This window comes from Chryseobacterium shigense (assembly GCF_014207845.1).
Lineage (GTDB): Bacteria > Bacteroidota > Bacteroidia > Flavobacteriales > Weeksellaceae > Chryseobacterium > Chryseobacterium shigense_A.
This window is the reverse complement of the sequence record NZ_JACHLC010000001.1, coordinates 1,015,888-1,041,865: the sequence shown is the minus strand read 5'-3', so window position 1 is coordinate 1,041,865 and position 25,978 is coordinate 1,015,888. Positions and strand designations below refer to the sequence as shown.

Below are 25,978 nucleotides of genomic sequence, written 5' to 3'. Positions count from 1 at the left end.
CACCAAACCAAAATATTTAATATGAAAAAACTTACCACATTTGTTTGCACTGCATTAGCGGTTGGAAGCGTCAGTGCCCAAAGTCTCGTTCAGGCTTATAAAAACAGGGCCGATCTGATTTCCCAGACCAACATTACTGCTAATCTTCAGGAGTTTTCCAATTTAGGTATTAAAACCACCGGATCTGTGAATAATGCCAACACTTTAGCCTGGCTCAAAAACAAGTATACTTCTTACGGATATTCCGTCAGCCAGATTGTGGAAGATCCTTTCACTTTCGGAAGTACAAGTTCAAAGAATCTGGTCATCACGAAAACAGGAACTCTTTATCCTAATAAATATGTTATTATCTGCGGGCATTATGATACTATTACAGGGCCCGGTACCAATGATAACGGCAGCGGAACTTCGGTCATTCTGGAAGTTGCCAGAATTTTAAAGGATATTCCTACTGAATATTCAATTAAATTTATTCATTTTTCCGGTGAAGAACAGGGATTATACGGAAGTTCTCACTATGCAAACAATGTTGCCTATCAAAGCGGAGTAAAAAAGCTGGATATCAAATTGGTCTTTAATCTCGATCAGGTAGGTGGTAAGTTAGGCAATACCAACAGTAAGATCATCTGTGAAAGAGATACTTCCGGACAGTCTGGAAACAATGCGTCTTCCAATACAATTACCCAGCAGCTGGCAACATGTACTACCCTGTATTCACCTCTTCAGACCAGCATTTCCAATGCCTATTCTTCCGATTATATGCCTTTTGAACAAAAAGGATATGTAATCACAGGTTTTTACGAATATACCAGAAGCTATACCGAACATACTGTAAACGATACTTTTACCAATATAGATCCTGTTTATGTATTTAAAGTAGCCAAAGCAGCTACAGGGGCAATGCAGCATTTTGCTACGGCATCTACAACTGTTACAGCTAAAGCAACACCTCAGAAGACATTAGAATCTGTAAAAATTTATCCTAATCCGGCCAAAAATATTTTAAATGTTGAACTACCTGATCCGGCAATAAAGGATTTTACCGTTGAAATCACAGATTTAAAAGGATTTACCGTACTGAAGAATAAAAACAGGTCTCAGATTAATGTTTCACAGCTGGAGAATGGAATTTATTTATGTACTGTAAAAACAGAAAGCACAAGCATTACAAGAAAAATCATTATTGAAAAATAGACACACCACACATTTAAAATAATAAAATGAAAAAGACAATTACAATGCTGTCTATCTGTTCAGCAGTATTCAGCAGTAAGGCCCAGACTTTCATCCAGGCTTATCAGGACAGGGCCAACCAGGTTTCCCAGACCAATATTACAACTAACTTACAGCAGTTTTCAAATCTTGGCATCAAGACAACAGGTACTGTTAAAAATGCAGACGCATTAGCATGGATCAAAAACAAGTACATTTCCTATGGATATTCTGCCAGCCAGATCGTGGAAGATCCTTTTACCTTCGGAAGTACCAGCTCTAAAAATCTGGTTATTACCAAAACAGGAACTGTTTATCCTAACAAATATGTAATTATCTGTGGACATTTCGACAGTATTTATGGTCCGGGAGTTAACGATAACGGAAGCGGAACTTCTATTATTTTGGAAGCGGCAAGAATTTTAAGGAATATCCCTACAGAATATTCAATTAAGTTCATCCATTTTTCCGGTGAAGAGCAGGGATTGAGAGGAAGCACCCATTATGTGAATAATGTAGCCTATCAGAACGGGACGAGGGTTCTGGACATTAAACTGGTATTCAATCTTGACCAGGTAGGCGGTGTTATGGGCAATAACAATAATACGGTATACTGTGATCAGGACCAGTCCGGGCCAACCACCAATAATGCAGCTTCAGCGGCAGTAACACAACAGCTCAGAAACTGTACAGCGCTCTACTCTCCTCTTCAAACCGCTGTAGACCCTGCAGAAGACACAGATTACATCCCGTTTGAAAGAAAAGGTGAAGTAATCACAGGATTTTTTGAAAGGATAAGAAGTACCTATCCGCATTCTTCTGATGATACTTTTGCGAATACAGACCCTGTTTATATTTACAAAATAGGAAAGGCAACAGTGGGAGCCCTGCAGCATTTTGCCGTTGCTACTTCTACAAGTTCCATCGTGCTGGGAACAAAGGAAGCAGCGTCAAACCAATCTCTTGAAGCTGTATCTATTTACCCTAACCCGGCTAAAGATACCATTAATATTGAGCTTCCCGCTAATACCAAAAAAGATTTCAGTTTTGAAATCACGGACCTTTCGGGAAAATCTCTTTTTAAAACGGTCAATGAAACGGCAATTAATGTTTCAAAACTGACTGCGGGGGCCTATATTGGTATTATACAATCTGATGGCCAGAAGGCAGTGAGAAAAATTCTGATCGAGAAATAATCCGATAAATTTTTATAAAATTATAAGAGGCTGCTTTCTTTTTTGAAACAGCCTCTTTTTATTTTTTGAACGATTAAGTTATTATAAAGTATGACAACTTATCCCGACCCAAATTCCCCTTCTCTGATGGGGTGGATTTTTGCACCGCAAAAAGACGGGGTAGTTAAGTTAAATACAATAAGCTCTTAAAATTATATCAACCAATCTATTTATCTCTGCTCAGAAGCACTTTTTCAATTTCTTCCATGGTAAACCCTTTCGCCTTAAGCAGGATCAGAAAATGGTAAAGCAGATCTGCGGCTTCATTTTTGAAAAGATCATCATTGCTGTCTTTAGCCTCAATAACCAGTTCTACGGCTTCCTCTCCCACTTTCTGGGCCATTTTATTGATTCCTCTCTGATAAAGGGAATACGTATAAGAGCCTTCCGTTTTCTTATCAATCCTTTCTGAAATTTTTGCTTCCAGTTCATAAATAAAACCTTTATTTTCCTTTTCACCGAAACAGCTGAAGCTCCCGGTATGGCAGACTGTATTTTTAGGTACGGCCTGTATTAAGATCGTATCCTGATCACAATCTACGCTTATATTTTTTACGGTCAGAAAATTGCCGGATTCTTCTCCTTTTGTCCAAAGCCTGTTTTTAGAGCGGCTGAAAAAGGTAACAATTCCTTCTTTTTCTGTTTTTTTTAAAGCTTCTTCATCCATATAACCAAGCATGAGCACCTGCTGTGTTCTGCTGTCCTGTATGATTACGGGAACAAGTCCGTTATTTTTATCAAAATCTATTTTCATCGAACGGGTATTTTTTGAGTTTTCAATTGCTTTTTTAATTCCTGAACTGGTACTTCATTAAAATGGAAAATACTGGCTGCCAATGCTCCTGTTGCTTTTGTTTCATTAAATACTTTAATAAAGTCATCTGCACTTCCTGCGCCTCCTGAAGCAATCACAGGGATACATACAGCTTCTGAAACCAGCCTGGTAATGCGAAGATCAAAGCCGTTTTTTGTGCCATCACCATCCATGGAGGTCAACAAAATCTCTCCGGCTCCCAAAGATGCTGCTTGTGTTGCCCAATCCACGGTATTTAGGCTGGTAGCCTGCTTTCCACCCCTCACATATACGAGATCTGAACCGTCTGTAAAACGGGTATCAATAGCTACAACAACGCACTGGCTCCCGAATTCTTTGGAAAGATCATAGATCAGCTGTGGATTTTTTACTGCGGAAGAATTGATACTGATTTTGTCTGCTCCGGCTTCCAGAAGTATCCTGACATCTTCTACAGAGGAAATTCCGCCGCCTACCGTAAATGGGATGCTTAATTGTCTGGCTATTTCTTTTACAAGTGATGCAAAAGTTTTCCTGTTTTCCAATGTTGCTGTAATATCAAGGAAAACCAATTCATCAGCACCTTCTTTCTCATATTTTACCGCAAGCTCTACCGGATCTCCTGCATTCCGGAGGCCTTCAAAATTAATTCCTTTTACCGTTGTTCCGTCTTTAATATCCAGACATGGAATGATTCTTTTTTTAAGCATTTTCAATAAATTTCTGAAGTTGTTGCAAACTTATTTTTCCTTCATAAATGGCTTTTCCAATAATGGTTCCTGAGCATCCGATCTCCTTCATCTTATATACATCTTCAATACAGGAAATTCCACCGCTGGCCGTAAGCTTCACTGAAATTTTACCTAATATTTCCTGATACAGTTCCGTTGAAGGACCTTCCAGCATTCCGTCTTTGGAAATATCCGTGCATATGGTCTGGCTGATTCCTTTTTCCTGATACTGAAGAAGAAAATCAATAATATCTAAGGAGCTTTCTTCCAGCCATCCGGACGTTTTGATCTTTCTGTTTTCACAATCAGCGCCCAGAATAATCTTATCTGGGCCATATTTTTGAAGCATTTCAATACAGAATTCCGGGTCCTGTACCGCAATGCTTCCCAAAGTGATCTGTTTTGCTCCTGAATTAAAGGCTGTTTCTATGTCATTTCCTGTTTTTAATCCGCCTCCAAAATCAATATGAAGAGAAGTTCCCCGCGCAATATTTTCCAGTACTTTCTGGTTGACAATATGTTTAGATTTTGCCCCGTCAAGGTCAACAAGGTGCAGGAACTGAATCCCGAAGTTTTCAAATTCTTTGGCAATTTCTAAAGGATCTTCACTGTATATTTTTTTCGTGGAATAATCTCCTTTTGACAGGCGGACACATTTTCCGTCAATGATATCAATGGCTGGAATAATTTTCATTATTTACAATTTTATAAAGTTTTTTAATATCCTGCTACCCGTCACTCCTGATTTTTCAGGGTGAAACTGTACTGCAAAAAAATTATCTTTCTGCAATGAGGCACTGAATGGCAGGATGTAATCACATACAGATACCGTAGACTCTGCTAATCCGCAATAATAGCTGTGAACAAAATAAACATCACTATTCTCCTCAATCCCTGAAAAAAGCGGGAATTTCAGCTCTGAAATGGTGTTCCAGCCCATATGGGGAACAAGTTCTCCGGGTGGAAAGCGTTTAACGTCTGTATCAAAGATTTCCATTCCTTTTGTATTTCCTTCTTCATTATTTCCGCACATCAGCTGCATACCGAGACAAATTCCCAAAACAGGCTGTTTCAGGCTGGGAATAAGGATATCAAGACCTTTTTCCTTAAGCACTTTCATTGTTGAGGAAGCTTCCCCCACACCCGGAAATATTACTTTATCAGCTTTTATAATCAAGTCCGGATCATCCGTAATGATGGAATCAATATTGAGGCGTGCCAAAGCATTCTGTACCGAGCTTACATTTCCTCCGTTATATTTTATCAATGCAATCATATTACAGACTTCCTTTGGTTGATGGTAGATTAAAGTTGTTGTCCGACTGATTCACTGCCATTTTAACAGCTTTTGCAAATGCCTTGAAGACAGCTTCTATCTTGTGGTGCTCGTTGTTTCCCTCCGCTTTGATGTTCAGGTTAGATCTTGAAGAATCCGTAAACGATTTGAAGAAGTGAAAAAACATTTCTGTAGGAACATCACCGATTTTTTCTCTTTTGAAATCTACATCCCAAACGATCCACGGCCTGCCTCCGAAATCAATGGCAGCCTGGGCCAGGCAATCGTCCATTGGAAGGAGAAAACCATATCTTTCAATACCTTTTTTATTTCCCAATGCTTTTAAAAAGGCTTCACCTAAAGCAATTCCCGTATCCTCAATCGTGTGGTGCTCATCTACATTAAGGTCTCCATTCACTTTGATTTTAAGATCCAGGTTTCCATGTCTTGCAATCTGATCCAGCATGTGATCAAAAAAATGAAGTCCGGTAGAAATTTGTGCAGCTCCTTTTCCGTTCAGGTCTATTTCAATATCTATTTCTGTTTCATTGGTCTTTCTGTGGATTTTTGCTTTTCTTGATTCCTGCTTTAAAAAACGGTAAATCTCAGACCAGTTTGATGTAGTAAGAGCCGCCTTTTCATTAAAGCTTTCATTAATAAAAATAGCTTTAGATCTCAAATTTTCAGCAAGTTGGATATCTGTATTCCTATCTCCGATAACATATGAATTTTCCAGATCATAACTTCCGTACATGTATTTTGAAAGCATTCCTGTTCCCGGTTTCCTGGTGGGAAGGTTTTCATGTTCAAAACTTTTGTCAATAAGGATATCACTGAAAATTATTCCTTCATTTTCAAAGGCCTTCAGCATTTTTTCCTGTGGTTTTATAAAATCCTCAAACGGAAAGCTGTCAGTTCCCAACCCATCCTGGTTGGTGATCATAACCAGCTCGTAGTCCATTTCTTTAGCAATCCTGGAAAGGTTCTGAAAAACTCCCGGGTAAAATTCCAGCTTTTCCAGAGAATCTACCTGAAAATCTTCCGGCGGTTCTATGATAAGGGTTCCGTCGCGGTCTATAAACAATACTTTCTTCATAATGCTATTCCTTTTAGAACATTGATTAATTTTTCATTTTCTTCACGGCTTCCTACGTTGATCCTTATACAATCCGGAATGGCAGGCGCTCTTTTACTGGTAAGAATTTCTGCTTCAAGCATTCTGTTGTACGCTTCGTCAACATTTTTCATTTTAATCAGGAAGAAATTGGCATCCGTCGGAAATATTTTTACGATGCATTCAATATTTTTGAATTCTGCTTCAAGCCACGCTCTTTCCTGTAAAATACTGCCGACATTTTCTTTAAGTTTATCTTTATCATCCAATAGCTTTAAAATAAGTTTTTGGCTTATAGAATTAACATTATACGGAGCTTTCACCGTATTAATAAAGCGGATGATTTCTTCGGAAGCATAAGCAGCTCCTACCCTTGCTCCGGCCGTTCCCCAGGCTTTAGAGAATGTTTGCAGTACAATCAGATTCGGATATTTGTTCAATAATTCTATACCAGATTTGTTACCTGAAAATTCAATATATGCTTCATCTATGACAACAATACCATCAAAATTTTGAACAAAAAATTCGATATCCTGTACACTGTTTCCTGTTGGGTTATTGGGAGAACACAGGAAGAAAATTTTGATGTCGCGTTCCTGGGTTATCTTTAAAAAGTCATCTTTTACAATGTCAAAGTTTTCATCCAGGTTTAATTTTACAACTTCATTTTCGTTCACTGCCGCATAGAAGGCATACATGGCAAATGAAGGATTCATTATCAGAATGGCATCTTTTTTTGGTTCACAGAAGATTTTGATAATAAGATCTATCAGTTCATCACTTCCGTTTCCTAATGCAATCTGTGAGGGTGACACTCTTTTAAGCTCTGCCAGTTTATTTTTAAGATTTTTCTGTGTTGAATCCGGATATCTGTTGTATTCCCCGAACGGACATTCATTGGCATCCAGAAGAACCGGGGCACTGAACTCATTATTATCCCTGAAACTGATATACGGCTGTAATGTTAGTATGTTTTTTCTTACTAAAGTATTGAGGTTAAATTCTTTCATTATATTATTTTAATCTGATAGATACTGCATTTTTGTGGGCAATAAGACCTTCTGCTTCTGCCATTACTTCTATTGTTTTTCCTATTTTTTTAAGACCTTCTTTGGAAAGATACTGAAACGTGATTTTCTTGACAAAACTGTCGATGGAAACACCGCTATAGTTCCTTGCATAAGCATTGGTAGGTAACGTGTGATTGGTTCCGCTGGCATAATCTCCGGCACTTTCACAGGAATAATTTCCTAAGAAAACAGAGCCTGCATTCTGAATCATTGGAATATACTGTTCAAAATCTTCCAACGCGAGAATAAGGTGTTCCGGAGCATACAAATTGCTGAATTCCAAAGCTTCCTCTACTGAATTGACCAAGACAAAAACACTGTGATCTAAAGCTTTACAGGCCATTTCATTTCTCGGCAGCTTTTTCACCTGTTTTTCAACGGCTTCAATGGTTTCAGTAAAAATTTTAAAATCAGTCGCTATAAAAACTACCTGACTGTCGCTTCCGTGTTCTGCCTGGGAAAGCAGATCTGCGGCACAGAAACCGGGAACGGCCTGCCTGTCTGCAATTACGAGAACTTCACTGGGTCCTGCCGGCATATCAATAGCTACACCGTAACGTTGGGCATATTCTTTTGCTGCAACAACATATTGGTTACCGGGTCCAAATATTTTATAGACTTTAGGAATACTTTCTGTTCCCAGACTCATTGCTGCTACGGCTTGTGCACCTCCCGTCCTGAAGATTTTAGTAATACCACAAAGTTTTGCTGTGAACAGGATTGCCGGGTTAATATTTCCATTGCTGTCTGGTGGTGTGCAAAGGATAATTTCTTCACATCCCGCCAGATTTGCCGGTACTGCAAGCATGAGCACTGTTGAAAATAATGGGGCGGTTCCTCCCGGAATATAGATTCCTACTTTTTCTACTGCACGGTTTTCTCTCCAGCAGGTTACTCCTTTTACGGTTTCAATTTTCTCAGTTTCTGCAATCTGGGAAGCATGAAATTTCGAAATATTTTCTTTTGCCTGTTTAATAGCTTTTTTTAAATCTTCAGAAATCTCATTCTCAGAATTATTTATTTCTGTCTCTGAAACTGTGATTTGTGAAGTTACCGCTTTATCAAATTTTTTATTGAATTCTATAAGTGCCTGATCACCTTTTTTTTCAACAGCTTCGAATATTTCTGCAATCAGTCCTGAGATTTCTTTACGTTCAATAGCAGGCCTTTTTACCAGATCCGGCCATATTTTTCTTTCTGGATATCTGTATATTTTCATAATTAAATCACCATTTTATCAATTGGAATAATGAGTATATCCTGTGCTCCGTTTTCTTTCAGCTCGTCAATAACGTCCCAGAATCTTTCTTCATCAATAACGGAATGAATACTGCTCCATCCTTTTTCAGCTAACGGAATAACGGTAGGACTTTTCAGAACGGGAAGAACTGAAGCAATGTCACTGATTTTTTCATCAGGAACGTTCATCAGAATGTATTTTGAGTTTTTTGCTTTTAAAACGGATTTAATTCTGAATAGGAATTTGTCTAAAATGGCTTCTTTCTGAGGATCAAGCTGAGATGTTTTTGCTAAAACCGCTTCTGATTTCAGAATGGTAACGGTTTCTCTCAATCCGTTTTTAAATAATGTGCTTCCGGAGCTTACAATATCGCAGATTCCGTCTGCAAGACCAATATTGGGAGCTATTTCCACAGAGCCGGAAATGATGTGAATATCAGAAGTAATTCCCTTTTTCTCAAGGAAATTTTTAAGGGTATTGGGATAAGAAGTAGCAATTTTCCTGTTCTGAAAGTAGGAAAGATCATCAGTATCCACCTCTTTGGGAACAGCAAGAGAAACTTTGCATTTTGAAAACCCAAGCTTTTCTACAATCTGGATATTTTTTTGTTTTTCTACCAAAAGATTTTCACCGACAATAGCAATGTCTACCACTCCGTCTTCCAGGTATTGCGGGATATCTGAGTTTCTTAGATACATGATCTCCATCGGGAAGTTGTCTACGGAAACTTTAAGCTGGTCTTTCCCATTGTTAACGAAAATACCACAGTCTTTGAGGAGCTGTAAGGAGTCTTCGTAAAGCCTGCCGCTTTTCTGAATCGCAATTTTTAATTTACTCATTGTATTATTTTAAGATAAATCTGAGTAAATGAAAACTGATCTGTGGATATTTCCAGGAGAATTAGGGAAACAAAAAAACCGTCTATTTACTCAGACGGTTTTTTAATTATTTTGATTTTAACACGTGTTTATATCAATCAATTCCGTCTTAGCAGAGATGATGATAGTAATGATGTAGTGTTAAAAAATTCGGTTTCATTGTTTTGAATTGTGGTACAAATGTAGGATTTATTTTTAAACTGCAAAGTTTTTTCACAGATTTTTTTTATAAAGCTCCATTAATTGTTTAGCAATAGGTTCATCATTAAACTTCTGAACAAATTCGAAACTCTTTTCTGCACGGCGTTTTCTTTCGGATTCGTTTTCCCAGAGAAATCTAATCTTGGCTCCGATATCGGAATAATTAGCCGGATCAATGTAAAGAGAGTCTTTTCCTCCTGCTTCCGGAAGACAGCTGGCATTGCTTGTAATGGTTACTGTTTTTGAGAAAAGGGCTTCTATTACAGGAATTCCAAAGCCTTCAAAAAAGCTTGGATACACAAAAATATCTGCCAGTTTGTAGATCACAGCCAGTTCGTCCATAGAAACTCCTTCAAGGAAAAGTACGTGTTTTTCCATCTTGTTTTTCCTGATAAAAGCTTCTACTTTTTTATAGTAATTGGTTTTTCTTCCCACTACAACGAGAGGAATTTCAGTTCCGCTGATGCCTTTAACAATATTTAAAAGGTTCTTACGGTCTTCAATGGTTCCTACATTTAAAATATAGCGTTCAGGGAGGTTGAATTTGTCTTTCACCGACTGGATGCATTCATCGGATTGCTGTTCCTTAAAAGCTTTATGACATCCCTGATAAATAACTTCAATTTTACTTTCGGGGACTTTTAAATAGGTGATAATATCTTTTTTGGTCTGTTCTGAAATAGCAATGATCTTATCAGCAGAAACGGCAGCTTTTTTAAATTTCCACAGGTGAATTTTCCTGTCGAAGAAGGAATAATACTGCGGATATCTCATGAAAATTAAATCGTGAATCGTCACTATTTTCCTAATGGGTTCTTTGCCCCATTTCAACGGAAGTTCGCCGGAAAGACCATGAAATATATCTGCACCTTCTTTTTGGGCATCTTTCCCCATTTTAAGCTGTCTGGAAAGGTTTCCTTTTGAGGTTTGTACAAATTTTACATTGGGTTGCTCCTGAATTTGCCTGCCTCTTTCGGAACTGTTTTTATTCAGCAGCAGGTATTCATTTTCAGGATAGTACTGTGAAAGAATCCTGACAAGATCTCTTGAATAATTGCCCAATCCGGACGTATTGTGAAAAAAACGTTTTGCATCGAAGGCAATTTTCATATCCAATTTTTTAATAAGCTTTTTTAATTGTTTAAAGGTATAAATAAAATAAACCCTAAATGGTTATTCAGGGTTTATTATGTAAATTTTAAAATGAAGCTTTAAAATTTAGAGAAAACATAGCTTATACGGCTACATTATTTTCTCTTAAAGCATCATTAAGAGATGTTTTTTTATCTGTAGATTCTTTTCTCTGGCCAATAATCAGTGCACATGGAACCTGGTATTCTCCGGCAGGATACTGTTTTGTATAACTTCCCGGAATTACCACTGAACGGGCAGGAACTCTTCCTTTGATCTCAACAGGCTCAGTACCGGTAACATCAATAATTTTTGTTGAAGCAGTCAGTACAACATTAGCCCCCAATACGGCTTCTTTTTCTACGTGAACACCTTCTACCACGATACATCTTGAACCGATGAAACAGTCGTCTTCAATGATTACAGGTGCTGCCTGTAACGGCTCCAATACACCACCGATACCCACACCACCACTCAGGTGAACGTTTTTCCCGATCTGTGCACAGCTTCCTACAGTAGCCCAGGTATCAACCATTGTCCCTGAATCTACATAAGCCCCGATATTCACATAAGAAGGCATCATGATTACTCCTGAAGCTACGAAAGATCCTTCTCTTGCGATGGCATGCGGTACAACTCTTACTCCTTTTTCAGCGTAGTTTCTCTTCAAAGGAATTTTGTCATGAAATTCAAACGGACCTACTTCAATGGTTTCCATTTTCTGAATCGGGAAATACATTACTACAGCTTTCTTTACCCATTCGTTCACCTGCCATCCGTTTTCCGTAGGCTGGGCAACACGAAGTTCTCCTGAATCCAATAAGGAAATAACTTCTCTTATGGCTTTCTGGCTGTCTTCATTCTGTAATAAATCTCTATTATCCCAAATGTTTTCAATAGTTTGTTGTAACGACATGTTCTTGTTTGATTTTAATGTAAATTATCCTGCAGCATCTCGCAGTTTTCAGGTTCAAAAGTACAAAAGATTGTTTTAGTATACAAGTTGGGCAATAAGTGCGTAATGACGATTATTCACTTTCAGATGTGATGATTTCATTCGCAAATTATAAGCTCCATCGTCTTCTCAATGTGTTTTTGCTGAATAATTCCTTTTGAATAGGTTAGGTTTGAATCAGTATTATATTTTGTTAAATAAGCTGTATTAATGTCAGAAGTAATCTCATTAAGATCATCAGGAACACGGGCTTTGATATTGAATATATCCTCTCCGCATTTAATCTGACCTTCCGGATCCTGTAAAAAGGTATTGTACCAGCTTTTTTCTGCAAGGCCCCATGATCTGGCAAAAATTCTGTCGTTAACGGTAACCATCCAGATTTCGAGGAAAGTTGTTCTCTGATTTCCTGCTTTTATTTCAATGAGATTATGACTGTTGATGTAGTGTATTGCTGTTTCTTTATTCATTGTTAATTTTTCTACGAATCTAAAATGAATGCAACAGGTTAACTAATTTATTATGCAGTATGATGGAAATATTATTCAGAATGGCACTTTTCTGATATGGATTTTCAGAGCATCATTTTGTTGAGTGCCGTAATCAGGCAATCTTTGTAACTTTTTGCTACAGCAATTTTCTGGTCCTGGCAGACAAGCTGGTTGTCTTCAAAGTATTCGATATTCGTCAAATTGACAATATAAGAATTGTGAACTCTCATGAATTCATCGGGAAGGCTTTCAATAAGTTCTTTAAGGGTTTTGTAGTAGATGTATTTTTTCTGAAATATAGTATTGATCTCTACATAATTTCCCAAGCCTTTTATAATGGTAATGTCTTTGAAGAAAAGTTTTACCAGTTTTTTATCTGTTTTAATAAATGCAAAGGTCCGGTTTTCCATGAATATTTTAAATATTACAATACCCTCTGGGCATGCAGATAGGCTTTATTCCAGTATTTTTCGTTTAAAGATGAAATCATTACCCCTTTTGAAGTGGACGCATGAATGAATTTCACCTCTCCGTCAGCTCCGATATCATGAACAATTCCTACATGTGAAACCCTGCTTCCTCCGGCTGTTGCAAAGAAAAGCAGATCTCCGGGCTTTACTTCTTTAATATCTATTTTTTTACCTGCTTCGGCCTGATCTGCTGATCTGCGTGGAAGCGATAAATCATTTTCTTCAAAAACTTTTACGGTAAATCCGGAGCAGTCAAAGCCTGAAGATGTACTTCCTCCGAATTTATATGGGGTTCCGATATATCTTTCGGCATCTTTCAGGATATCATTCACAGACCTGGAAATGGTTCCGTCAAATCTGGAATCAAGCTTTCTGAGATTTTCGGTTTTTGCTGCTGTATTTTTTCTGGAAGACACATTTTTTGAAGATCCGCAGGAAACTGCCATGGCTGAGGCAACCACCAGAACGGCAAGCTGCTTTATTCTTAAGTTTTTTTCAAATAATCCCGGTATCATATTCATCTGATTTTAAATGAAGTAACTAATCATGAAGCAAATATACATTTTATATTTTAATTATGTTATAACTATACTAGAACTATATTATAAATATATGTTAAAAATTTAATTTCTTATATTTATTAGTATATTTGAAGTCAATTTTGTGATATGGCAACGTACGAAAGTTTAATAAAGATCAAAGGCAGTGTAGGCGATCTGGTTTTTTACAGCCTGAACGGGAAAAATGTGGTACGTAAAAAAAGCGGGTTCAATAAAACGGCTTTCAAAAAAAGTCCATCTTATGAGAAAGTACGGCAGAACAGCTCTGAATTCGGGCACTGCTCAAAAGCGGGAAAAACGATAAGAAGTTGTATTGAAAAATATATTAAAGAAATTGATGAGCCCCTGCTCTATCAAAGATTTGCAAAGCTGATGACGGCTGTTAAGGATCTGGATACCATTTCAGAGAGAGGAAAAAGAACCGTCCAAAACGGACTCAGCGTCAAAGAAGGAATAAGTTTTCTTAGGGAGTTTAAGTTTGGCGAAAAGAAAAATTTCAGTGCTGAAATTTATATTTCTGAAGAAAAGGAAGATATAATCTTGAATGGAGCGGACCAACTTTCAGCAGATGAAATAACAATAGTCATTATAAATCCTGATCTGGAAACATACTCCGCAGAATATTCTGAAGAAAAGTTCCTGATGAAGGATAAAAAAGAGATCCGTTTTAAGAAACATTTCCTGGAAGATAAGCTCCTCCTCTATTTTTTGGTATTCAGGAGCAAAGATGAAATTACCCACATGGGATTTATTTAAATAAAAAAGCCTGCAGAATGATCTGCAGGCTTTTCTGTTTTATTGTTTTCCTCCTGTCCAGGTCCCGGATCTTGTGGGTGTAGGAACAGCGTTTGACCAGTTTCCGTTTCCTTTTTTATCTTTTGAAAGGGTTCCTTTGAATTCTCCATCATCAGGAAGCCCAACTACAGCGGTAAGATCACCGGTTTCAGTTAAATTTCCGGAAATATTATAATTTTCGTCATTTACTGTAGAATGCATAGTTCCGGTTACTTTTCCATCGCTGGCTACCACAAGGTTCCAGGTTCCGTTATCGCTTCCGGTGTATTTTCCTGACCACGTTCCTATATAATCGTGAATAGTGTCATCATCAGAACTGCATCCGATAAATAAAAAAGCTGTTAAAAGAAGTAAAAAAAGTTTCTTCATAGTTTCTAATAGTTTATATAACCTAATCAAATTGTATTATTATTTATTCATCTTCTATTTGAAAAACAGAAAAGTGAATTCATATTGTTATTCTTCCGGCTTGTTCCGTGCAAATCTACTAATTTTTTTCATTCAGATTATCTGAATTTTAATCAGCCGTTTATATTTTTATGAATTAGCCTATTATTTTGGCTAAAATACAATTATTTACCAAATAGAAACAAACAAATGCTCTCTAATCTGTTAAAAAACAAGGTGTAAAATCATTTCATTTTTGCTTATACCCTATTTCTGAAACAATCGGAAAACAGTAACCATACTTATGAGTTTATCATGAATATGCCGGAAATAAAAATAAATAACGCTTAGACATTTTCCATCAATAAAATACTGGCAATCCAGAAAAAACTAAATTCAATTGAATCGAATTCCTTATTTCTGAACATACCAGCAGTCAGAAACTGGTTGGATCTGCCAGAATTGCCTGCATCGATTCATTTATAGAATCTCTTCCTGTGGACTATTGAATTCTTATTTCTTGATGAAGCTACTTCAGCATTAGACGCGGAAAATGAAAAGCGGATTTATAACAATCTCCAGACTTTTTTTGAAGGAAGAACAGTTGTGGTTATTGCCCATCGTTTATCAACCGTAAAAAATGCCGACCAGATTATCGTTCTGAAAAACGGAAAGATTGCAGAAATAGGCAACCATTACAAACTGGTAGATACAAAAAATGAATATTTTAACCTGGTGAGAAATCAACTGGAACTGGGGAATTAGAATTTTTCTGACAGTAAAAACAAGAGCCTGCAATTTCAAAAATTGGAGGCTCTTTATTTATGCAGCTTTACTATCTGTTTGTTAAGTTTGTCTGGTAAAAAGCATAATTCTCAGTGAATAAGTCAGCACATACAAAAAAATATAATTTTGTATCTTCGTGCCGAAAAAAAATTTATAACCTTAAATATATTAGATAATGCTTTTCAATTCATTAAGCTTTTTAATATTGTTCCCAGATCATGAGATTAAACTTACTAATTCTGTTTTTTGTACTGTCAGCTAATTACATTTATTCTCAGAAGACAATTAATTTAATTGTAGACCCTAAAATAAAAGTGGCAAGTCTGAAAAATATAAATACGACTGACAGTCCAACAGACTATTCTATAGATTCCATTTATCAAACCACTGTTAGGGCTAAACTCATGGTTGAAGATACTGTTTCTTTTAATCAACTGGAAAATAGTGAATACTTAAAAAAAAGTTTCATGTGTCATCATTATTTCAAAAATGATACACTCATTATAAAAGGTGGGTTTGGATTAAGATATCAAATGTATGGTTTTATTGCGAAAGTACTACCAAACAAAAAAGCAGAAGTAAAACTGCAGCTAAATTGGGGGTATCCTTCTTATTTTAATAGTAGAAATGAAGAAAGTGCAAAAAGTAAAATATTAGTCACTACCAAAAAAAGCAAGCTAATTATTAATAGACTGCCAAAAAATAAATTAGATAAAAAGCACATTTATGGATATGTGGAGTTTATAAGTGATGATTATTTTGTAGAAATGAAAAACAAAAAAACACAAATACCTTATAAAGAAAAAAATAGTTTGGAGTATAGAATATATTTCGATAGCAGATATTTAGACAGTGAAGAATAAACACTCCAACCTTTAATACAAAATCGTTATTACATGATTCAAAAGATCATGATTTCAATTACGAGCATTTATATATTTATTTGACAATAACTTTTTTAAGATATGAAATTCAGAAATGATATATCATTTTTAAGAGCAATATCAGTAATTGCAGTTCTATTATACCACTTTAAATTTTTCTTTTTTAAAGGCGGCTTTGTTGGGGTTGATATATTCTTTGTAATATCAGGATATTTAATGACCAGAATTATACTTTCCGGGTTTAAAAATGATAATTTCAATTTACTGGATTTCTACAAAAAAAGAGTTGTAAGAATATTTCCGGCCTTGTTGGTCATGATCACTTTTTTTGCGGTGGTTATTTATTTTTTACTGCCCACCATGTTTTCAACCTACCTAAAATCTTATTTTTCGAGTAGTTTATTTTTTTCCAATATTTATTATTATCTCAATAACGGTTATTTTGATCAGCAGTCACAGTTTAATTTTCTATTGCATACATGGTCTTTATCTGTAGAATGGCAGTTTTACATGATTTATCCATTGATATTGCTTTTGTTCAGACATACATATCAAAGCAGGAAAAAAGTTTTTATAGTATATTTCTGTGCCTTAATCGGGATTTCTTTTGCATCCATGTTAATTCATAGTGCATATGATAAATCATATTCGTTTTTCATATTTTATACCCGCGCCTGGGAGATGATGATTGGGGGAGTAGCATTCTTATTTGAGGATAAAGTAAAAGCTATTACGTTCAATACAAAACTTTTAGTAGTGAGTATCTGCATTGTGATTCTTGGAGTTTTTATTGTAACTACAAATGAACATTCCATTACCTGGCCATCAACATTAACTATTATTCCTGTTGTTTCAACAATGGTCATTTTACTGCTTAATATTGATTTAAAAATCTTCAATAATAAAGTAATAAATTTTCTGGGAAATATTTCTTATTCCCTCTACTTATGGCACTGGCCTTTCTATGTTTTAAGCATATTTTTTAACGTAAATGAAAGATTCAGATATAGAATACTGTTTATTGCTTTGTCGTTCGTCTTTGCAATAGTATCATATTATTTTGTGGAAAAAAGAAATTATAATAAGAAATATAAGCTGGTATTGGTTTCAACAGTAATTTTATTTGCATCATCCCTAATAATTACAAAAGTAAAGCCTCATTATATATTTGATAACTACAAAGCTAATATGGCATTTGCAGCAACTGATTATAAGTACAGTCCCCAGGCTTATAAGCAGTATGATCTAAAAAATAAGCACTTTAGCTACAATCTGAGTCTGAAAAATTACGATTTAAATAAAATTAAAGTATTACCTCAAAAAAAGAATATTGTTTTACTGGGCGATAGTCATGCCGGGATGTTCTCACAGACTTTTCATAACATTTTTCCGCAGGATAAATATAATTTGATTCAAGTTACTGCAGATGCAACTTACCCAATGATAAATTCAAAAACAAGATATCAAGGTCCTAAAGACTTTTTCAATTACTTTTTTCAGGATTTTTTTCCAAAAAATTACAGTAAGATTGATATGGTTGTCATTAATAGTAATTATGCCGACTATACAAAAGATGAAATATCAGAATCTGTAGAGTTTACCGAAAATTATTTCAAAAAATATAATACCAAAGTTTTATATATTGGCCAAACAAGTACTTTTTATCTGGATTTCCCGACATCATATTATCTGAAAAATCATTTTAATATTGATCACAAAAATAATAGATCGATAAAGGAAAAAGATGACAAAACAAATGATCTTCTTATTAGTAAATTAGGTGATAAGTATATTAACATTTTACATTTAAAAATAAAAGAAGTTTCGAATCATGGAGAGCCTTATATTTATGATACAGGCCATTTATCCTATTATGGTACCGAACAGTACAGATCTTTTCTCGCAAATAAATTAAAATAACTTTCAAAAATTTTGAAGATACCTGTTCATTAAGCCGGTATATAATTAGTAAAGCTTCAGAATTTAGATTTCCTGTAAAAAAATAAAAGCCTGCAAAGATTGCAAGCTTTTATTTTTTGTGGAGAATACGGGGATCGAACCCGTCACCTTTAGACTGCCAGTCTAACGCTCTAGCCAGATGAGCTAATTCCCCTACTTCTTAAAGCGGTACAAAAGTAAGTATTTAAACTACATTTCCAAATATTTTCTTACTTTTTTATCAGAATTTATATCATTTTTTTCATTGTTATCAGGGATTGGGGATCATTTCAATGATAAAGAAAGAGGATTTTATTTAACAAATAACTGGTAATCAAACCATTCACTTTTCATTCTTCATCTGCAATACCCGCTGGTAAAAAGACTGGGTTGCTATCTTTTCCTCTGCCTCATCAATAGCTGCCAAAAGATGATTCTTATTATCAGCAATTTCTCCCAGGACTTTTGACATTAATTCCCAGACAGGTTTCATTTTTTCAACCAGCTCAGTACCTTTTGGAGACAGAACAATAAGTCTTTTACGTTCATCCTGCTTGTCTTTTTTGGATTGAATAAGCTTTTGTTTCTCCAGTTCTTTCAGTAAGCTTATCGTTGACGGATGGGTATACCCTATTTCATTCGAAATTTCTACAACACTAAGCTTCTTTTTATGATACAAAGTAAAGATCACAGGAAACCATTTGGGCTCAAAGTCAATATCGAAGGATTTGTAGATCAAGGCACCGTCTTTTCTCAATTGTTCGCTTAACCGCTGTAGCCTTGTGGATATTGCCAGAATACCGGATTCATCTATTATATTCATACTGTCTGATTTACATTTAAATAATAAAAAATATTATCAGCACTCATTAATGGAAAACGGGCCGGCAGATTCTCTTTTTCAACCTGTGAAAAATGATTCCTTTCATAAAAACGCATGGCGGCTTTCAGTATGGAGACTGTTCCTAAATATACCGAGTCTATTCCGTTTTCCTGACAGAAAGAAATTAAAACTTCCAGAAGTTTCTGGGCAATATTCAGCTCCTTTCCCCTGAATTCTTTTTTTACGAACATTTTCCTTATGGCTCCTGCCCTTTCATCAAACTTAACCAATGCTATGGAACCTACCAGTTCTCCATTGATAAAAGCTCCCCAGAAATTTCCGCCGGGTTCCATATAGAAGCTCTCAATTTTTTTAAGATCCGGTTGATCCTCTATCGTAATAGGTACGTTAAATTCTTTTTGCTGTATGGTAAGAATCAAATCAATAAGCTGATCTGAATAACTATTATTTAGTGGCTGAATGTGTATTTCCATATCATTTTATTTTACAGCACAAAACTACGTAGTTAACTACGTACATACAAATAACCATTCTGTTTTATGACAATTTTAACAGAATAATTAAAAGCCAAATAAAAAACGTATGCCTGTCCTGACATACGTTTTCCTATTTTATACACTGAAATGTATTTATTTCCATCCTCCGCCAAGAGCCTGGTAAAGCTCTACGGCAGCTTTCATCTTGCTGTATTCGGCATTGGAAATATTCAGCTCTGCATTTAAAGAGTTAACACTTGCATTCAGCACTTCCAGGTAGTTTGCCATACCATAGTTTACAAGCTCCTGGGAATATTCAACAGAATTTTTGTAGGCATTCAGCTCTTTCTGTTTTAAATCAATAAAAGAATCCTGTACTGAAAACACACGGATAGCATCTGAAACTTCTTTTCCCGCTGTAAGAACTGTCTTTCTGAAGTTCAGATAAGCTGTTTCCTGATTGGCCAAACTTACCTCATAATTGGTTTTGATCGTTCTTCGGTTTAAGATCGGCTGGGCCAATCCCCCAACTACACTTGCAAATAAAGAATTTACGCTGAACAAATGATCAATATCCATCGATTGAAGACCTCCGTTTCCTGTAATTTTCAAAGTAGGATAAAACTGTGCTTTGGCCGAATTCGTTAATTCAAAGGCATTCATCAAGCTGTATTCCGCCCTCATCACATCTGGCCTGTTTGCCAATAACTGGGCTGGATATCCCAGTTTTAAATCAATAGGAACTTTCTGACTTTCCAATGTTGATCTTTCTATAGTGTGTGAAGGCTCTCCCATCAGCAAACTCATTGTATTTTCCAACAGCTGAATCTGGGTATCCATGTCGATCAATAAAGATTTGGCATTGAAAACCAGTGCCTCACTCTGCTGAACTGCAACTTCTGTCACTGTTCCTGCTATTTTTAAAGCTTTGGTCGTCTCTAAATTTTTCTCACGAACTGCAATTGTCTCCGTAATGATCCTCTTTTGGTCATCAAAGGTTAACAATTGGTAGTAAGCAGAAGCAATAGACGCTACCAAATCACTTTTTACAGCCTTGTGTGCTGCAACAGTACCTAAATAGGTTGCCAGTTGAGCCTTTTGCTGAGCTTTCATTTTACCCCAGATATCAGCTTCCCAGCCTAAACTTGCTGTAATGTCAAGCTGGTTGATATAACGCCTTTGCCCAAATAGCTGACCGGTCTGTGTATTTAAAGACTGGGTCTGAAAAGTATAGCCGGGACCAACTGTTAAAGTCGGTTCATAAGCTGCTTTACTTTGCTTTAAATAGGCCTCTGCAGAATTGATGTTTTGCAGGGCGATTCTTATATCTAAATTATTATCCAAAGCCTTCGATATATGTTTCTGAAGTATGGGATCGGTAAATATTTCTTTCCAGGAAACATTGGCAATCGTTGTACTGTCGGAAGGAAGCATATCTGTACGGAAAAGCTTTTCGTCCACAACGTTTTTCGGTCTTTCATATTCTTTTCTGGCCATACATGAGGTAATGGCGCCCAGGATTGCGACTGAAAAAGTTATTCCTTTTATGATGTTTAATAAACTCTTCATTAGTTAAAATTAGAAGTTAGAAACCAGAGATCAGAAGCTGAGCATCAGACAAATTTCTAAGCTCAAACTTCCAGTTTCTCTAATTAATTTTTATTCTGCTAAATTGATATCTTCTTTTTTGATAGGTTTAATTTTTTCCTGCAGGGTCTCGAAGATCACATACAGTACCGGAATTACAAACAATCCTAAAATGGTTCCTATCAGTAGCCCGATGGCTGCACCCGTTGCAATGGATCTGTTACCTACCGCACCGATTCCGCTTGCAAGAACCAACGGCAATAAACCGAAGATAAAGGCAAATGAAGTCATAAGGATCGGTCTTAACCTGGCTTTAGCCGCATTGATGGCAGACATAACGATGGTTTCACCATGATGCCTTCTCTGGACTGCAAATTCAACAATAAGAATTGCATTCTTTGCCAATAATCCTACCAGCATGATCAGGGCGATCTGGAAATAAATGTTATTCTCCAGCCCCATAATCTTCTGTCCGAAATAAGCTCCCATTACCCCAAGAGGAAGAGAAATTACAACGATCAGCGGAAGAATGTAGCTTTCATATTGAGCGGAAAGAATAAAGTAAACGAAGATCAAACTCAATCCGAAAATCAGAAGAGTCTGAGATCCTGAATTTAATTCTTCCCTGGTTAATCCGGTAAACTCTACTGCATAATTTTGGTTCAATGCTTCATTGGCTACCTGCTGCACAGCAGTAATGGCATCACCGGAACTGAATCCTGCAGAGTTGGCTCCAGTAATCTTCACAGAAGTAAAGAGGTTATACCGGCTTACAGACTGGGGTCCATATGCTTTCTTCAAAGTTACGAACTGTGATATCGGAGACATTACTCCTGAACCTGTTCTTACATATAGCTCATTCAGATTTTCAATGTTCTTTCTGTTTTCAGGAAGTGCCTGAACCATTACCCTGAACTGTTTTCCGTATTTGGTAAAATCAGCGGTATAAACTCCCCCGATATATCCCTGCATTGTAGCCAGGATATCACTTACAGAAACTCCAAGCTGCTTGGTTAGCGGAACATTAATTTCCATCTGGTACTGGGGATATTTTGTGTTGAATGAAGTCTGGGCAAATTCTATTTCAGGTCTTTCCATCAGCTTACCGATGAACTCATTTGTTTTGTTATCCAAATCAGCATATTCTCCTCCGGATTTATCCAACAGCACCATTTCAAAACCGGCACTGTTACCAAATCCAGGTACACTTGGCGGTTGGAAGAATACCACTTTCGCATCAGGAACTGCTCCTGAAATCCCGAATAGTTTCTTGGTGATGTCTTCGGAAGTCTGGCCGTCTTTTTTCCTTTCATCAAAGGGTTTCAGCTTAATGAAGGCAAGACCATTGTTACTTCCGTTTCCGGATAAGAATCCTCTACCGGTGGAAATCGTTACATTCTGAACTCCTGGAACTTTCATTGCTTTTGCCTGAAGTGTTTTAAGAGCGTTGTATGTTCTTTCCATTGAAGCGCCCGGAGGAAGCTGAACATCCGTAAAGATAATCCCTCTGTCTTCTGTAGGTACGAAACCTTTTTTCATAGTGCTGCTTGCCCAGAATAATATACCTCCGGTAATCGCAAAAATAACCAGGGTTACCCATTTATGTCTTAACAGGAATACAAACCCTCTTCCGTAACGGTCTGTTGTTGTTTTAAAAGCAATATTGAACTTATAGAAAAACTTCTGAAGGAAATTAAGGTTCTGATATTCTTTATGATGCTCTGAGTGAGGTTTCAGGAATAAGGAACATAAAACCGGACTTAAAGTCAAAGCGTTAATCGCGGAAATGATAATCGCAACAATCAGTGTTATACCAAACTGTTGGTAGAATACCCCTGTAGGCCCTGTAATGAACGTTACCGGAATGAATACTGATGCCATTACCAAAGTAATTGAAATAATTGCTCCTGTAATCTCATCCATCGCTTCTACAGTTGCCTTTTTAGCATCTGAAATACCATGTTCCATTTTTGCATGGACGGCCTCGACGACGACAATCGCATCATCCACCACAATACCAATGGCAAGTACCAGTGCAAAGAGGGTTAACAGGTTTAATGAATATCCGAATAAATTCAGGAAGAAAAAGGCTCCCACAATAGATACCGGAACTGCAATAGCCGGGATCAAAGTAGATCTGAAATCCTGAAGGAATATATATACTACAATAAATACAAGGATGAAGGCTTCAATCAGGGTATGTACCACCTTTTCGATGGAAGCTTCAAGGAATTCATTGGTATCAAAGTTAAAGGTATACTTGATGCCCTGTGGGAAAGTACCTTCTGCAGATTTCAGATATTCTTTGATATTTTTAATGATTTCCTGTGCATTGGAACCCGGAGTCTGGAAGATCCCCATACTGATGGATGGATTGTTCCCGTTTTCCCCGATCCCTGTATAAGACTGTCCTGCCAGTTCTACTTTAGCAACGTCTTTCAGCATTAAATTCTGACCGTCACCAAGAGATTTGATGATAATATTATCATACTGTTCCTTGTCGTTGAATTTACCTACATACTTGATGATATATTCAAAAGAGCTTCCGCTGTTCTGTCCGATAGACCCTGCCGCTGCTTCTCTACTCTGTTCGTTGATAGCATTGGTAACATCTGTAGGTGTTACACTGTAAGCTGCCATTTTCGCTGGATCCAGCCAGATTCTCATGGAATAGTTCTTCCCACCGAAAACGTTGGCATCTCCTACACCGTTGATCCTCTTAAGATTCGGAATAATATTGATATTCAGGAAGTTTTGAAGATATACATCATCCAGATCCTTATTTTCAGAATAGAAGGACATATACATCAGGGCGCTGGTCTGCTGTTTCTGCGTTACCACCCCTGAACGGGTTACTTCGGAAGGAAGAAGCGGTGTTGCTCTTGCCACACGGTTCTGTACGTTCACGGCAGCAATGTCCGGGTTTATTCCCTGTTTAAAAAATACCTGGATCTGGGCAGATCCGTCATTACCGGCACTGGAAGTAATATAATCCATTCCTTCCACCCCGTTGATCTGTTCTTCCAGTGGTACTACCACACTTTTCATTACAGTTTCGGCATTGGCTCCGGTATAGTTCGTAGAAACACTTACTGTAGGCGGGGCAATGTCCGGATACTGTGTAACCGGCAGTGAGATCAATCCCAATACACCGAGAATAACAATCAGGATTGATATTACGGTGGATAAAACCGGTCGGTTTATAAAATTTTTAATCATTTTAGAATTTCGGTTTTATAGATTGAACAAGACTATCCATTTTTACAGGTTTCTTCTTAATGGCAGTTCCCGGTTTTAATCCTCCAATACCTGCGGCAACAATAATTTCTCCTTTGTTGACACCGGATTTTATAAGGGCAAGATTGTCTATTCTGTCGATAACATTCACCACCACATTTTTAGCAGTATCTTTATCTACTTTGTAAACATAAACGATTCCCTGCTGCTCATAAGTTGCGCTTTCCGGTACTACCAGTACATTATCATAAGCTTGCGGGAATCTGATGGTTCCGCTGTTACCGTTGCTTAACAGTTTCTGTGCATTTGTGAAGGCTACCCTGAACTGTATGGTTCCTGTTGTGGGATCAATTTGCCCTGTAATAGCCTCGATTCTTCCTTTTTCAGGATAAAGGCTCCCGTTGGCCAACTGCAGTTCTACCATCGGAAGGTTTTTAATTTTTTCAGGCATAGATGCTCCCGGAGATTTTTCAAGGAAATCAAAATATTCTTTTTCATTCATTGAGAAATAGGCGAAGATCTCGGAAGTATCAGATATTGTTGTTAATGCGGTCTGGTCTGTAGGCCCTACCAAACTTCCCACTTTTAACGGAAGCTTCCCGATAACTCCTGAAATAGGGGCACGGATGATAGAATATTCTATATTAGCTTCTACTCCTTTGTAATTGGCAACGGCCTGTCTTTTTGCTGCGTTGGCCTGCTGTAACTGAGCCTGAGCCTGGGCAAGATTTGCCTGAGCGGTCTGCAATTGTACGTTACTGATGATATTTTTCTGTACAAGAGGTTTCAGTTTATTTACTTCAACCTGAGCTGCATTTACAGAAGCCTGTGCTGCGGCAATATTGGACTCTGCTGCTCCTATTCCGGCTTTGGAAGCTGCGGCATTTTCGGATAAGATATTGGTTTCAAGACGAAACAGCGGCTGGCCTTTTGAAACATACTGACCTTCATCTACCAGCACCTGGGTAATATATCCCTGTATCTTTGCGCGGACATCATTATTAACTCTTCCTTGTATGGTAGCCGGGAAGGTCTGATAGCCTACTATATTTTTAGACTCCACGGAAACTACAGGAAAAGGTTTCGGACCGTCCTGTTTTGGAGCTTCTTTTTTGCAGGCTGTCAGTGATAGCGCTGCAACAGAAAGTATAACTAGCTTATTGTTCATTTTAAAGTTTATTAAGAGATTCCTGAATATTTTCTATATTTTTATGTAAAAGCGCTTTGTAGGCTTCTATTCGTTCATTGTATTCATTGTCCTGATTTTTTTTAAAGTTGTTTAAATCGTCCAGTAATTTGAGTTCATCCTGCATTTTCTGAACAATTTTCTCAAATCGGATCTTCTTGTACTCGTCATTGATGAAAAAATACCGTTTCCGCTCGTCCATTTTATTATGGTCGATGATGAGCTGCGCATTCAGCAGTAAGGAAATACTGGTAGAAACAGAGCTTTTGCTCGCAGAAAGTACTTCTACGAACTCATCAAAAGTAATTCCCACTTTTTCATAATCGAAAAGCAGGTAGGAATAAATTTTTGAAGCTAAAGGCGGTAGGTTGAAAACGGTGCCATAAAACTTTACAGCATCCTGAAAAATCTTTTCATCAATTTCTATACTTTGGTGCATAATATAAAAATTTTGACAAAAGTAGAAATTAGTTCAGAACTAAACGAACAAACATGATAGAG

The 25,978-nt window shown here is 36.9% G+C and carries 25 protein-coding genes, 1 tRNA gene and 1 pseudogene; 6 read left to right on the top strand and 21 right to left on the bottom strand.

From position 1 onward, the window contains the following. The first annotated feature begins 21 nt into the window (after positions 1-21). Positions 22-1,194, top strand: coding sequence for a M28 family peptidase (locus tag HNP36_RS04725; RefSeq protein ID WP_184159905.1), 1,173 nt, complete (start codon positions 22-24; stop codon positions 1,192-1,194). Between the two features lie 26 nt (positions 1,195-1,220). Continuing rightward, the gene (locus HNP36_RS04720) at positions 1,221-2,408 is read left to right on the top strand and encodes a M28 family peptidase (protein WP_184159907.1); all 1,188 of its coding nucleotides are present in this window, start codon (positions 1,221-1,223) and stop codon (positions 2,406-2,408) included. A 205-nt stretch (positions 2,409-2,613) separates the two neighbouring features. Here HNP36_RS04720 and hisIE read toward each other — a convergent pair whose 3' ends face one another. From hisIE to HNP36_RS04655, 13 genes are all read right to left on the bottom strand, one after another. After that, the gene (hisIE, locus tag HNP36_RS04715; protein WP_184159909.1) at positions 2,614-3,201 is read right to left on the bottom strand and encodes a bifunctional phosphoribosyl-AMP cyclohydrolase/phosphoribosyl-ATP diphosphatase HisIE; all 588 of its coding nucleotides are present in this window, start codon (positions 3,199-3,201) and stop codon (positions 2,614-2,616) included. Continuing rightward, a complete protein-coding gene (gene hisF / locus HNP36_RS04710) occupies positions 3,198-3,950 on the bottom strand; it encodes an imidazole glycerol phosphate synthase subunit HisF (RefSeq protein ID WP_184159912.1) in 753 nt (250 codons plus the stop codon). Before hisF ends, hisIE begins: the two co-directional genes overlap by 4 nt. Beyond that, positions 3,943-4,665: a 1-(5-phosphoribosyl)-5-[(5-phosphoribosylamino)methylideneamino]imidazole-4-carboxamide isomerase gene (gene hisA, locus HNP36_RS04705; protein WP_184159914.1), complete on the bottom strand. Its 723-nt coding sequence runs from the start codon at positions 4,663-4,665 to the stop codon at positions 3,943-3,945. The genes hisF and hisA overlap by 8 nt, the downstream gene beginning before the upstream one ends. A gap of 3 nt (positions 4,666-4,668) precedes the next feature. Next, complete coding sequence (gene hisH / locus HNP36_RS04700) at positions 4,669-5,247, bottom strand: imidazole glycerol phosphate synthase subunit HisH (protein WP_184159916.1); 579 nt, start codon at positions 5,245-5,247, stop codon at positions 4,669-4,671. A 1-nt stretch (position 5,248) separates the two neighbouring features. Beyond that, positions 5,249-6,343, bottom strand: a complete 1,095-nt coding sequence (gene hisB / locus HNP36_RS04695) for a bifunctional histidinol-phosphatase/imidazoleglycerol-phosphate dehydratase HisB (protein WP_184159918.1) — start codon at positions 6,341-6,343, stop codon at positions 5,249-5,251. Then, positions 6,340-7,371, bottom strand: coding sequence for a histidinol-phosphate transaminase (gene hisC, locus HNP36_RS04690; RefSeq protein WP_184159919.1), 1,032 nt, complete (start codon positions 7,369-7,371; stop codon positions 6,340-6,342). Before hisC ends, hisB begins: the two co-directional genes overlap by 4 nt. A gap of 4 nt (positions 7,372-7,375) precedes the next feature. Then, positions 7,376-8,650, bottom strand: coding sequence for a histidinol dehydrogenase (gene hisD, locus HNP36_RS04685; RefSeq protein WP_184159921.1), 1,275 nt, complete (start codon positions 8,648-8,650; stop codon positions 7,376-7,378). Between the two features lie 2 nt (positions 8,651-8,652). Beyond that, on the bottom strand, positions 8,653-9,510 hold the full coding sequence (gene hisG, locus HNP36_RS04680; RefSeq protein ID WP_184159923.1) for an ATP phosphoribosyltransferase: 858 nt from the start codon (positions 9,508-9,510) through the stop codon (positions 8,653-8,655). Positions 9,511-9,762: 252 nt separating this feature from the next. After that, positions 9,763-10,860, bottom strand: a complete 1,098-nt coding sequence (locus HNP36_RS04675; protein ID WP_184159925.1) for a glycosyltransferase family 4 protein — start codon at positions 10,858-10,860, stop codon at positions 9,763-9,765. Positions 10,861-10,984: 124 nt separating this feature from the next. After that, a complete protein-coding gene (locus tag HNP36_RS04670) occupies positions 10,985-11,797 on the bottom strand; it encodes a 2,3,4,5-tetrahydropyridine-2,6-dicarboxylate N-succinyltransferase (protein WP_184159927.1) in 813 nt (270 codons plus the stop codon). Between the two features lie 137 nt (positions 11,798-11,934). Beyond that, complete coding sequence (locus HNP36_RS04665) at positions 11,935-12,306, bottom strand: DUF2255 family protein (RefSeq protein ID WP_184159929.1); 372 nt, start codon at positions 12,304-12,306, stop codon at positions 11,935-11,937. Between the two features lie 104 nt (positions 12,307-12,410). After that, the gene (locus tag HNP36_RS04660; RefSeq protein WP_184159931.1) at positions 12,411-12,737 is read right to left on the bottom strand and encodes a LytR/AlgR family response regulator transcription factor; all 327 of its coding nucleotides are present in this window, start codon (positions 12,735-12,737) and stop codon (positions 12,411-12,413) included. Positions 12,738-12,751: 14 nt separating this feature from the next. Beyond that, the gene (locus tag HNP36_RS04655; protein WP_184159933.1) at positions 12,752-13,312 is read right to left on the bottom strand and encodes a C40 family peptidase; all 561 of its coding nucleotides are present in this window, start codon (positions 13,310-13,312) and stop codon (positions 12,752-12,754) included. Positions 13,313-13,465: 153 nt separating this feature from the next. Here HNP36_RS04655 and HNP36_RS04650 point away from each other — a divergent pair, with 153 nt between their 5' ends. Then, entirely contained in the window at positions 13,466-14,113 is a 648-nt protein-coding gene (locus HNP36_RS04650; RefSeq protein WP_184159935.1) for a hypothetical protein, read from the top strand. A 39-nt stretch (positions 14,114-14,152) separates the two neighbouring features. Here HNP36_RS04650 and HNP36_RS04645 read toward each other — a convergent pair whose 3' ends face one another. Beyond that, positions 14,153-14,521, bottom strand: coding sequence for a hypothetical protein (locus tag HNP36_RS04645; protein ID WP_184159937.1), 369 nt, complete (start codon positions 14,519-14,521; stop codon positions 14,153-14,155). A gap of 528 nt (positions 14,522-15,049) precedes the next feature. Between HNP36_RS04645 and HNP36_RS04640 the strand changes: the two are divergent. The 3 genes and pseudogenes from HNP36_RS04640 to HNP36_RS04630 all read left to right on the top strand — a co-directional run. Further along, positions 15,050-15,304 (top strand): annotated as a pseudogene (locus HNP36_RS04640) (peptidase domain-containing ABC transporter); the annotation flags it as partial. A gap of 239 nt (positions 15,305-15,543) precedes the next feature. Beyond that, on the top strand, positions 15,544-16,188 hold the full coding sequence (locus HNP36_RS04635; protein WP_184159939.1) for a hypothetical protein: 645 nt from the start codon (positions 15,544-15,546) through the stop codon (positions 16,186-16,188). Positions 16,189-16,290: 102 nt separating this feature from the next. Then, complete coding sequence (locus HNP36_RS04630; protein ID WP_184159941.1) at positions 16,291-18,129, top strand: acyltransferase family protein; 1,839 nt, start codon at positions 16,291-16,293, stop codon at positions 18,127-18,129. A gap of 119 nt (positions 18,130-18,248) precedes the next feature. Here the strand turns inward: HNP36_RS04630 and HNP36_RS04625 are convergent. The 7 genes from HNP36_RS04625 to HNP36_RS04595 all read right to left on the bottom strand — a co-directional run bounded on the left by HNP36_RS04625 (position 18,249) and on the right by HNP36_RS04595 (position 25,916). Then, positions 18,249-18,322: transfer RNA gene (locus tag HNP36_RS04625), tRNA-Ala, on the bottom strand. 168 nt (positions 18,323-18,490) lie between these two features. Next, entirely contained in the window at positions 18,491-18,970 is a 480-nt protein-coding gene (locus HNP36_RS04620; RefSeq protein ID WP_184159944.1) for a MarR family winged helix-turn-helix transcriptional regulator, read from the bottom strand. Further along, complete coding sequence (locus tag HNP36_RS04615; RefSeq protein ID WP_184159946.1) at positions 18,967-19,464, bottom strand: GNAT family N-acetyltransferase; 498 nt, start codon at positions 19,462-19,464, stop codon at positions 18,967-18,969. Before HNP36_RS04615 ends, HNP36_RS04620 begins: the two co-directional genes overlap by 4 nt. 156 nt (positions 19,465-19,620) lie before the next feature. Continuing rightward, positions 19,621-21,036, bottom strand: coding sequence for a TolC family protein (locus HNP36_RS04610; RefSeq protein WP_184159948.1), 1,416 nt, complete (start codon positions 21,034-21,036; stop codon positions 19,621-19,623). Between the two features lie 90 nt (positions 21,037-21,126). Continuing rightward, on the bottom strand, positions 21,127-24,273 hold the full coding sequence (locus HNP36_RS04605; protein ID WP_184159950.1) for an efflux RND transporter permease subunit: 3,147 nt from the start codon (positions 24,271-24,273) through the stop codon (positions 21,127-21,129). A gap of 1 nt (position 24,274) precedes the next feature. Then, positions 24,275-25,459 (bottom strand): efflux RND transporter periplasmic adaptor subunit, encoded by a 1,185-nt coding sequence (locus tag HNP36_RS04600; RefSeq protein ID WP_184159952.1) that lies wholly within the window; start codon positions 25,457-25,459, stop codon positions 24,275-24,277. A gap of 1 nt (position 25,460) precedes the next feature. Then, entirely contained in the window at positions 25,461-25,916 is a 456-nt protein-coding gene (locus tag HNP36_RS04595) for a transcriptional regulator (protein ID WP_184159954.1), read from the bottom strand. Positions 25,917-25,978 lie beyond the last annotated feature (62 nt).

Coding starts and splice junctions, on each gene's coding strand:
- HNP36_RS04665 (WP_184159929.1), bottom strand. CDS start 12,306: ATGAATAAAGAAACAGCAATACACTACATCAACAGTCATAATCTCATT.
- HNP36_RS04595 (WP_184159954.1), bottom strand. CDS start 25,916: ATGCACCAAAGTATAGAAATTGATGAAAAGATTTTTCAGGATGCTGTA.
- HNP36_RS04660 (WP_184159931.1), bottom strand. CDS start 12,737: ATGGAAAACCGGACCTTTGCATTTATTAAAACAGATAAAAAACTGGTA.
- HNP36_RS04620 (WP_184159944.1), bottom strand. CDS start 18,970: ATGAATATAATAGATGAATCCGGTATTCTGGCAATATCCACAAGGCTA.
- HNP36_RS04645 (WP_184159937.1), bottom strand. CDS start 14,521: ATGAAGAAACTTTTTTTACTTCTTTTAACAGCTTTTTTATTTATCGGA.
- HNP36_RS04630 (WP_184159941.1), top strand. CDS start 16,291: ATGAAATTCAGAAATGATATATCATTTTTAAGAGCAATATCAGTAATT.
- hisH (WP_184159916.1), bottom strand. CDS start 5,247: ATGATTGCATTGATAAAATATAACGGAGGAAATGTAAGCTCGGTACAG.
- hisA (WP_184159914.1), bottom strand. CDS start 4,665: ATGAAAATTATTCCAGCCATTGATATCATTGACGGAAAATGTGTCCGC.
- HNP36_RS04655 (WP_184159933.1), bottom strand. CDS start 13,312: ATGATACCGGGATTATTTGAAAAAAACTTAAGAATAAAGCAGCTTGCC.
- hisF (WP_184159912.1), bottom strand. CDS start 3,950: ATGCTTAAAAAAAGAATCATTCCATGTCTGGATATTAAAGACGGAACA.
- hisIE (WP_184159909.1), bottom strand. CDS start 3,201: ATGAAAATAGATTTTGATAAAAATAACGGACTTGTTCCCGTAATCATA.
- HNP36_RS04615 (WP_184159946.1), bottom strand. CDS start 19,464: ATGGAAATACACATTCAGCCACTAAATAATAGTTATTCAGATCAGCTT.
- hisC (WP_184159919.1), bottom strand. CDS start 7,371: ATGAAAGAATTTAACCTCAATACTTTAGTAAGAAAAAACATACTAACA.
- HNP36_RS04675 (WP_184159925.1), bottom strand. CDS start 10,860: ATGAAAATTGCCTTCGATGCAAAACGTTTTTTTCACAATACGTCCGGA.
- HNP36_RS04600 (WP_184159952.1), bottom strand. CDS start 25,459: ATGAACAATAAGCTAGTTATACTTTCTGTTGCAGCGCTATCACTGACA.
- hisG (WP_184159923.1), bottom strand. CDS start 9,510: ATGAGTAAATTAAAAATTGCGATTCAGAAAAGCGGCAGGCTTTACGAA.
- HNP36_RS04650 (WP_184159935.1), top strand. CDS start 13,466: ATGGCAACGTACGAAAGTTTAATAAAGATCAAAGGCAGTGTAGGCGAT.
- hisB (WP_184159918.1), bottom strand. CDS start 6,343: ATGAAGAAAGTATTGTTTATAGACCGCGACGGAACCCTTATCATAGAA.
- HNP36_RS04720 (WP_184159907.1), top strand. CDS start 1,221: ATGAAAAAGACAATTACAATGCTGTCTATCTGTTCAGCAGTATTCAGC.
- HNP36_RS04725 (WP_184159905.1), top strand. CDS start 22: ATGAAAAAACTTACCACATTTGTTTGCACTGCATTAGCGGTTGGAAGC.
- HNP36_RS04610 (WP_184159948.1), bottom strand. CDS start 21,036: ATGAAGAGTTTATTAAACATCATAAAAGGAATAACTTTTTCAGTCGCA.
- HNP36_RS04635 (WP_184159939.1), top strand. CDS start 15,544: ATGAGATTAAACTTACTAATTCTGTTTTTTGTACTGTCAGCTAATTAC.
- hisD (WP_184159921.1), bottom strand. CDS start 8,650: ATGAAAATATACAGATATCCAGAAAGAAAAATATGGCCGGATCTGGTA.
- HNP36_RS04670 (WP_184159927.1), bottom strand. CDS start 11,797: ATGTCGTTACAACAAACTATTGAAAACATTTGGGATAATAGAGATTTA.
- HNP36_RS04605 (WP_184159950.1), bottom strand. CDS start 24,273: ATGATTAAAAATTTTATAAACCGACCGGTTTTATCCACCGTAATATCA.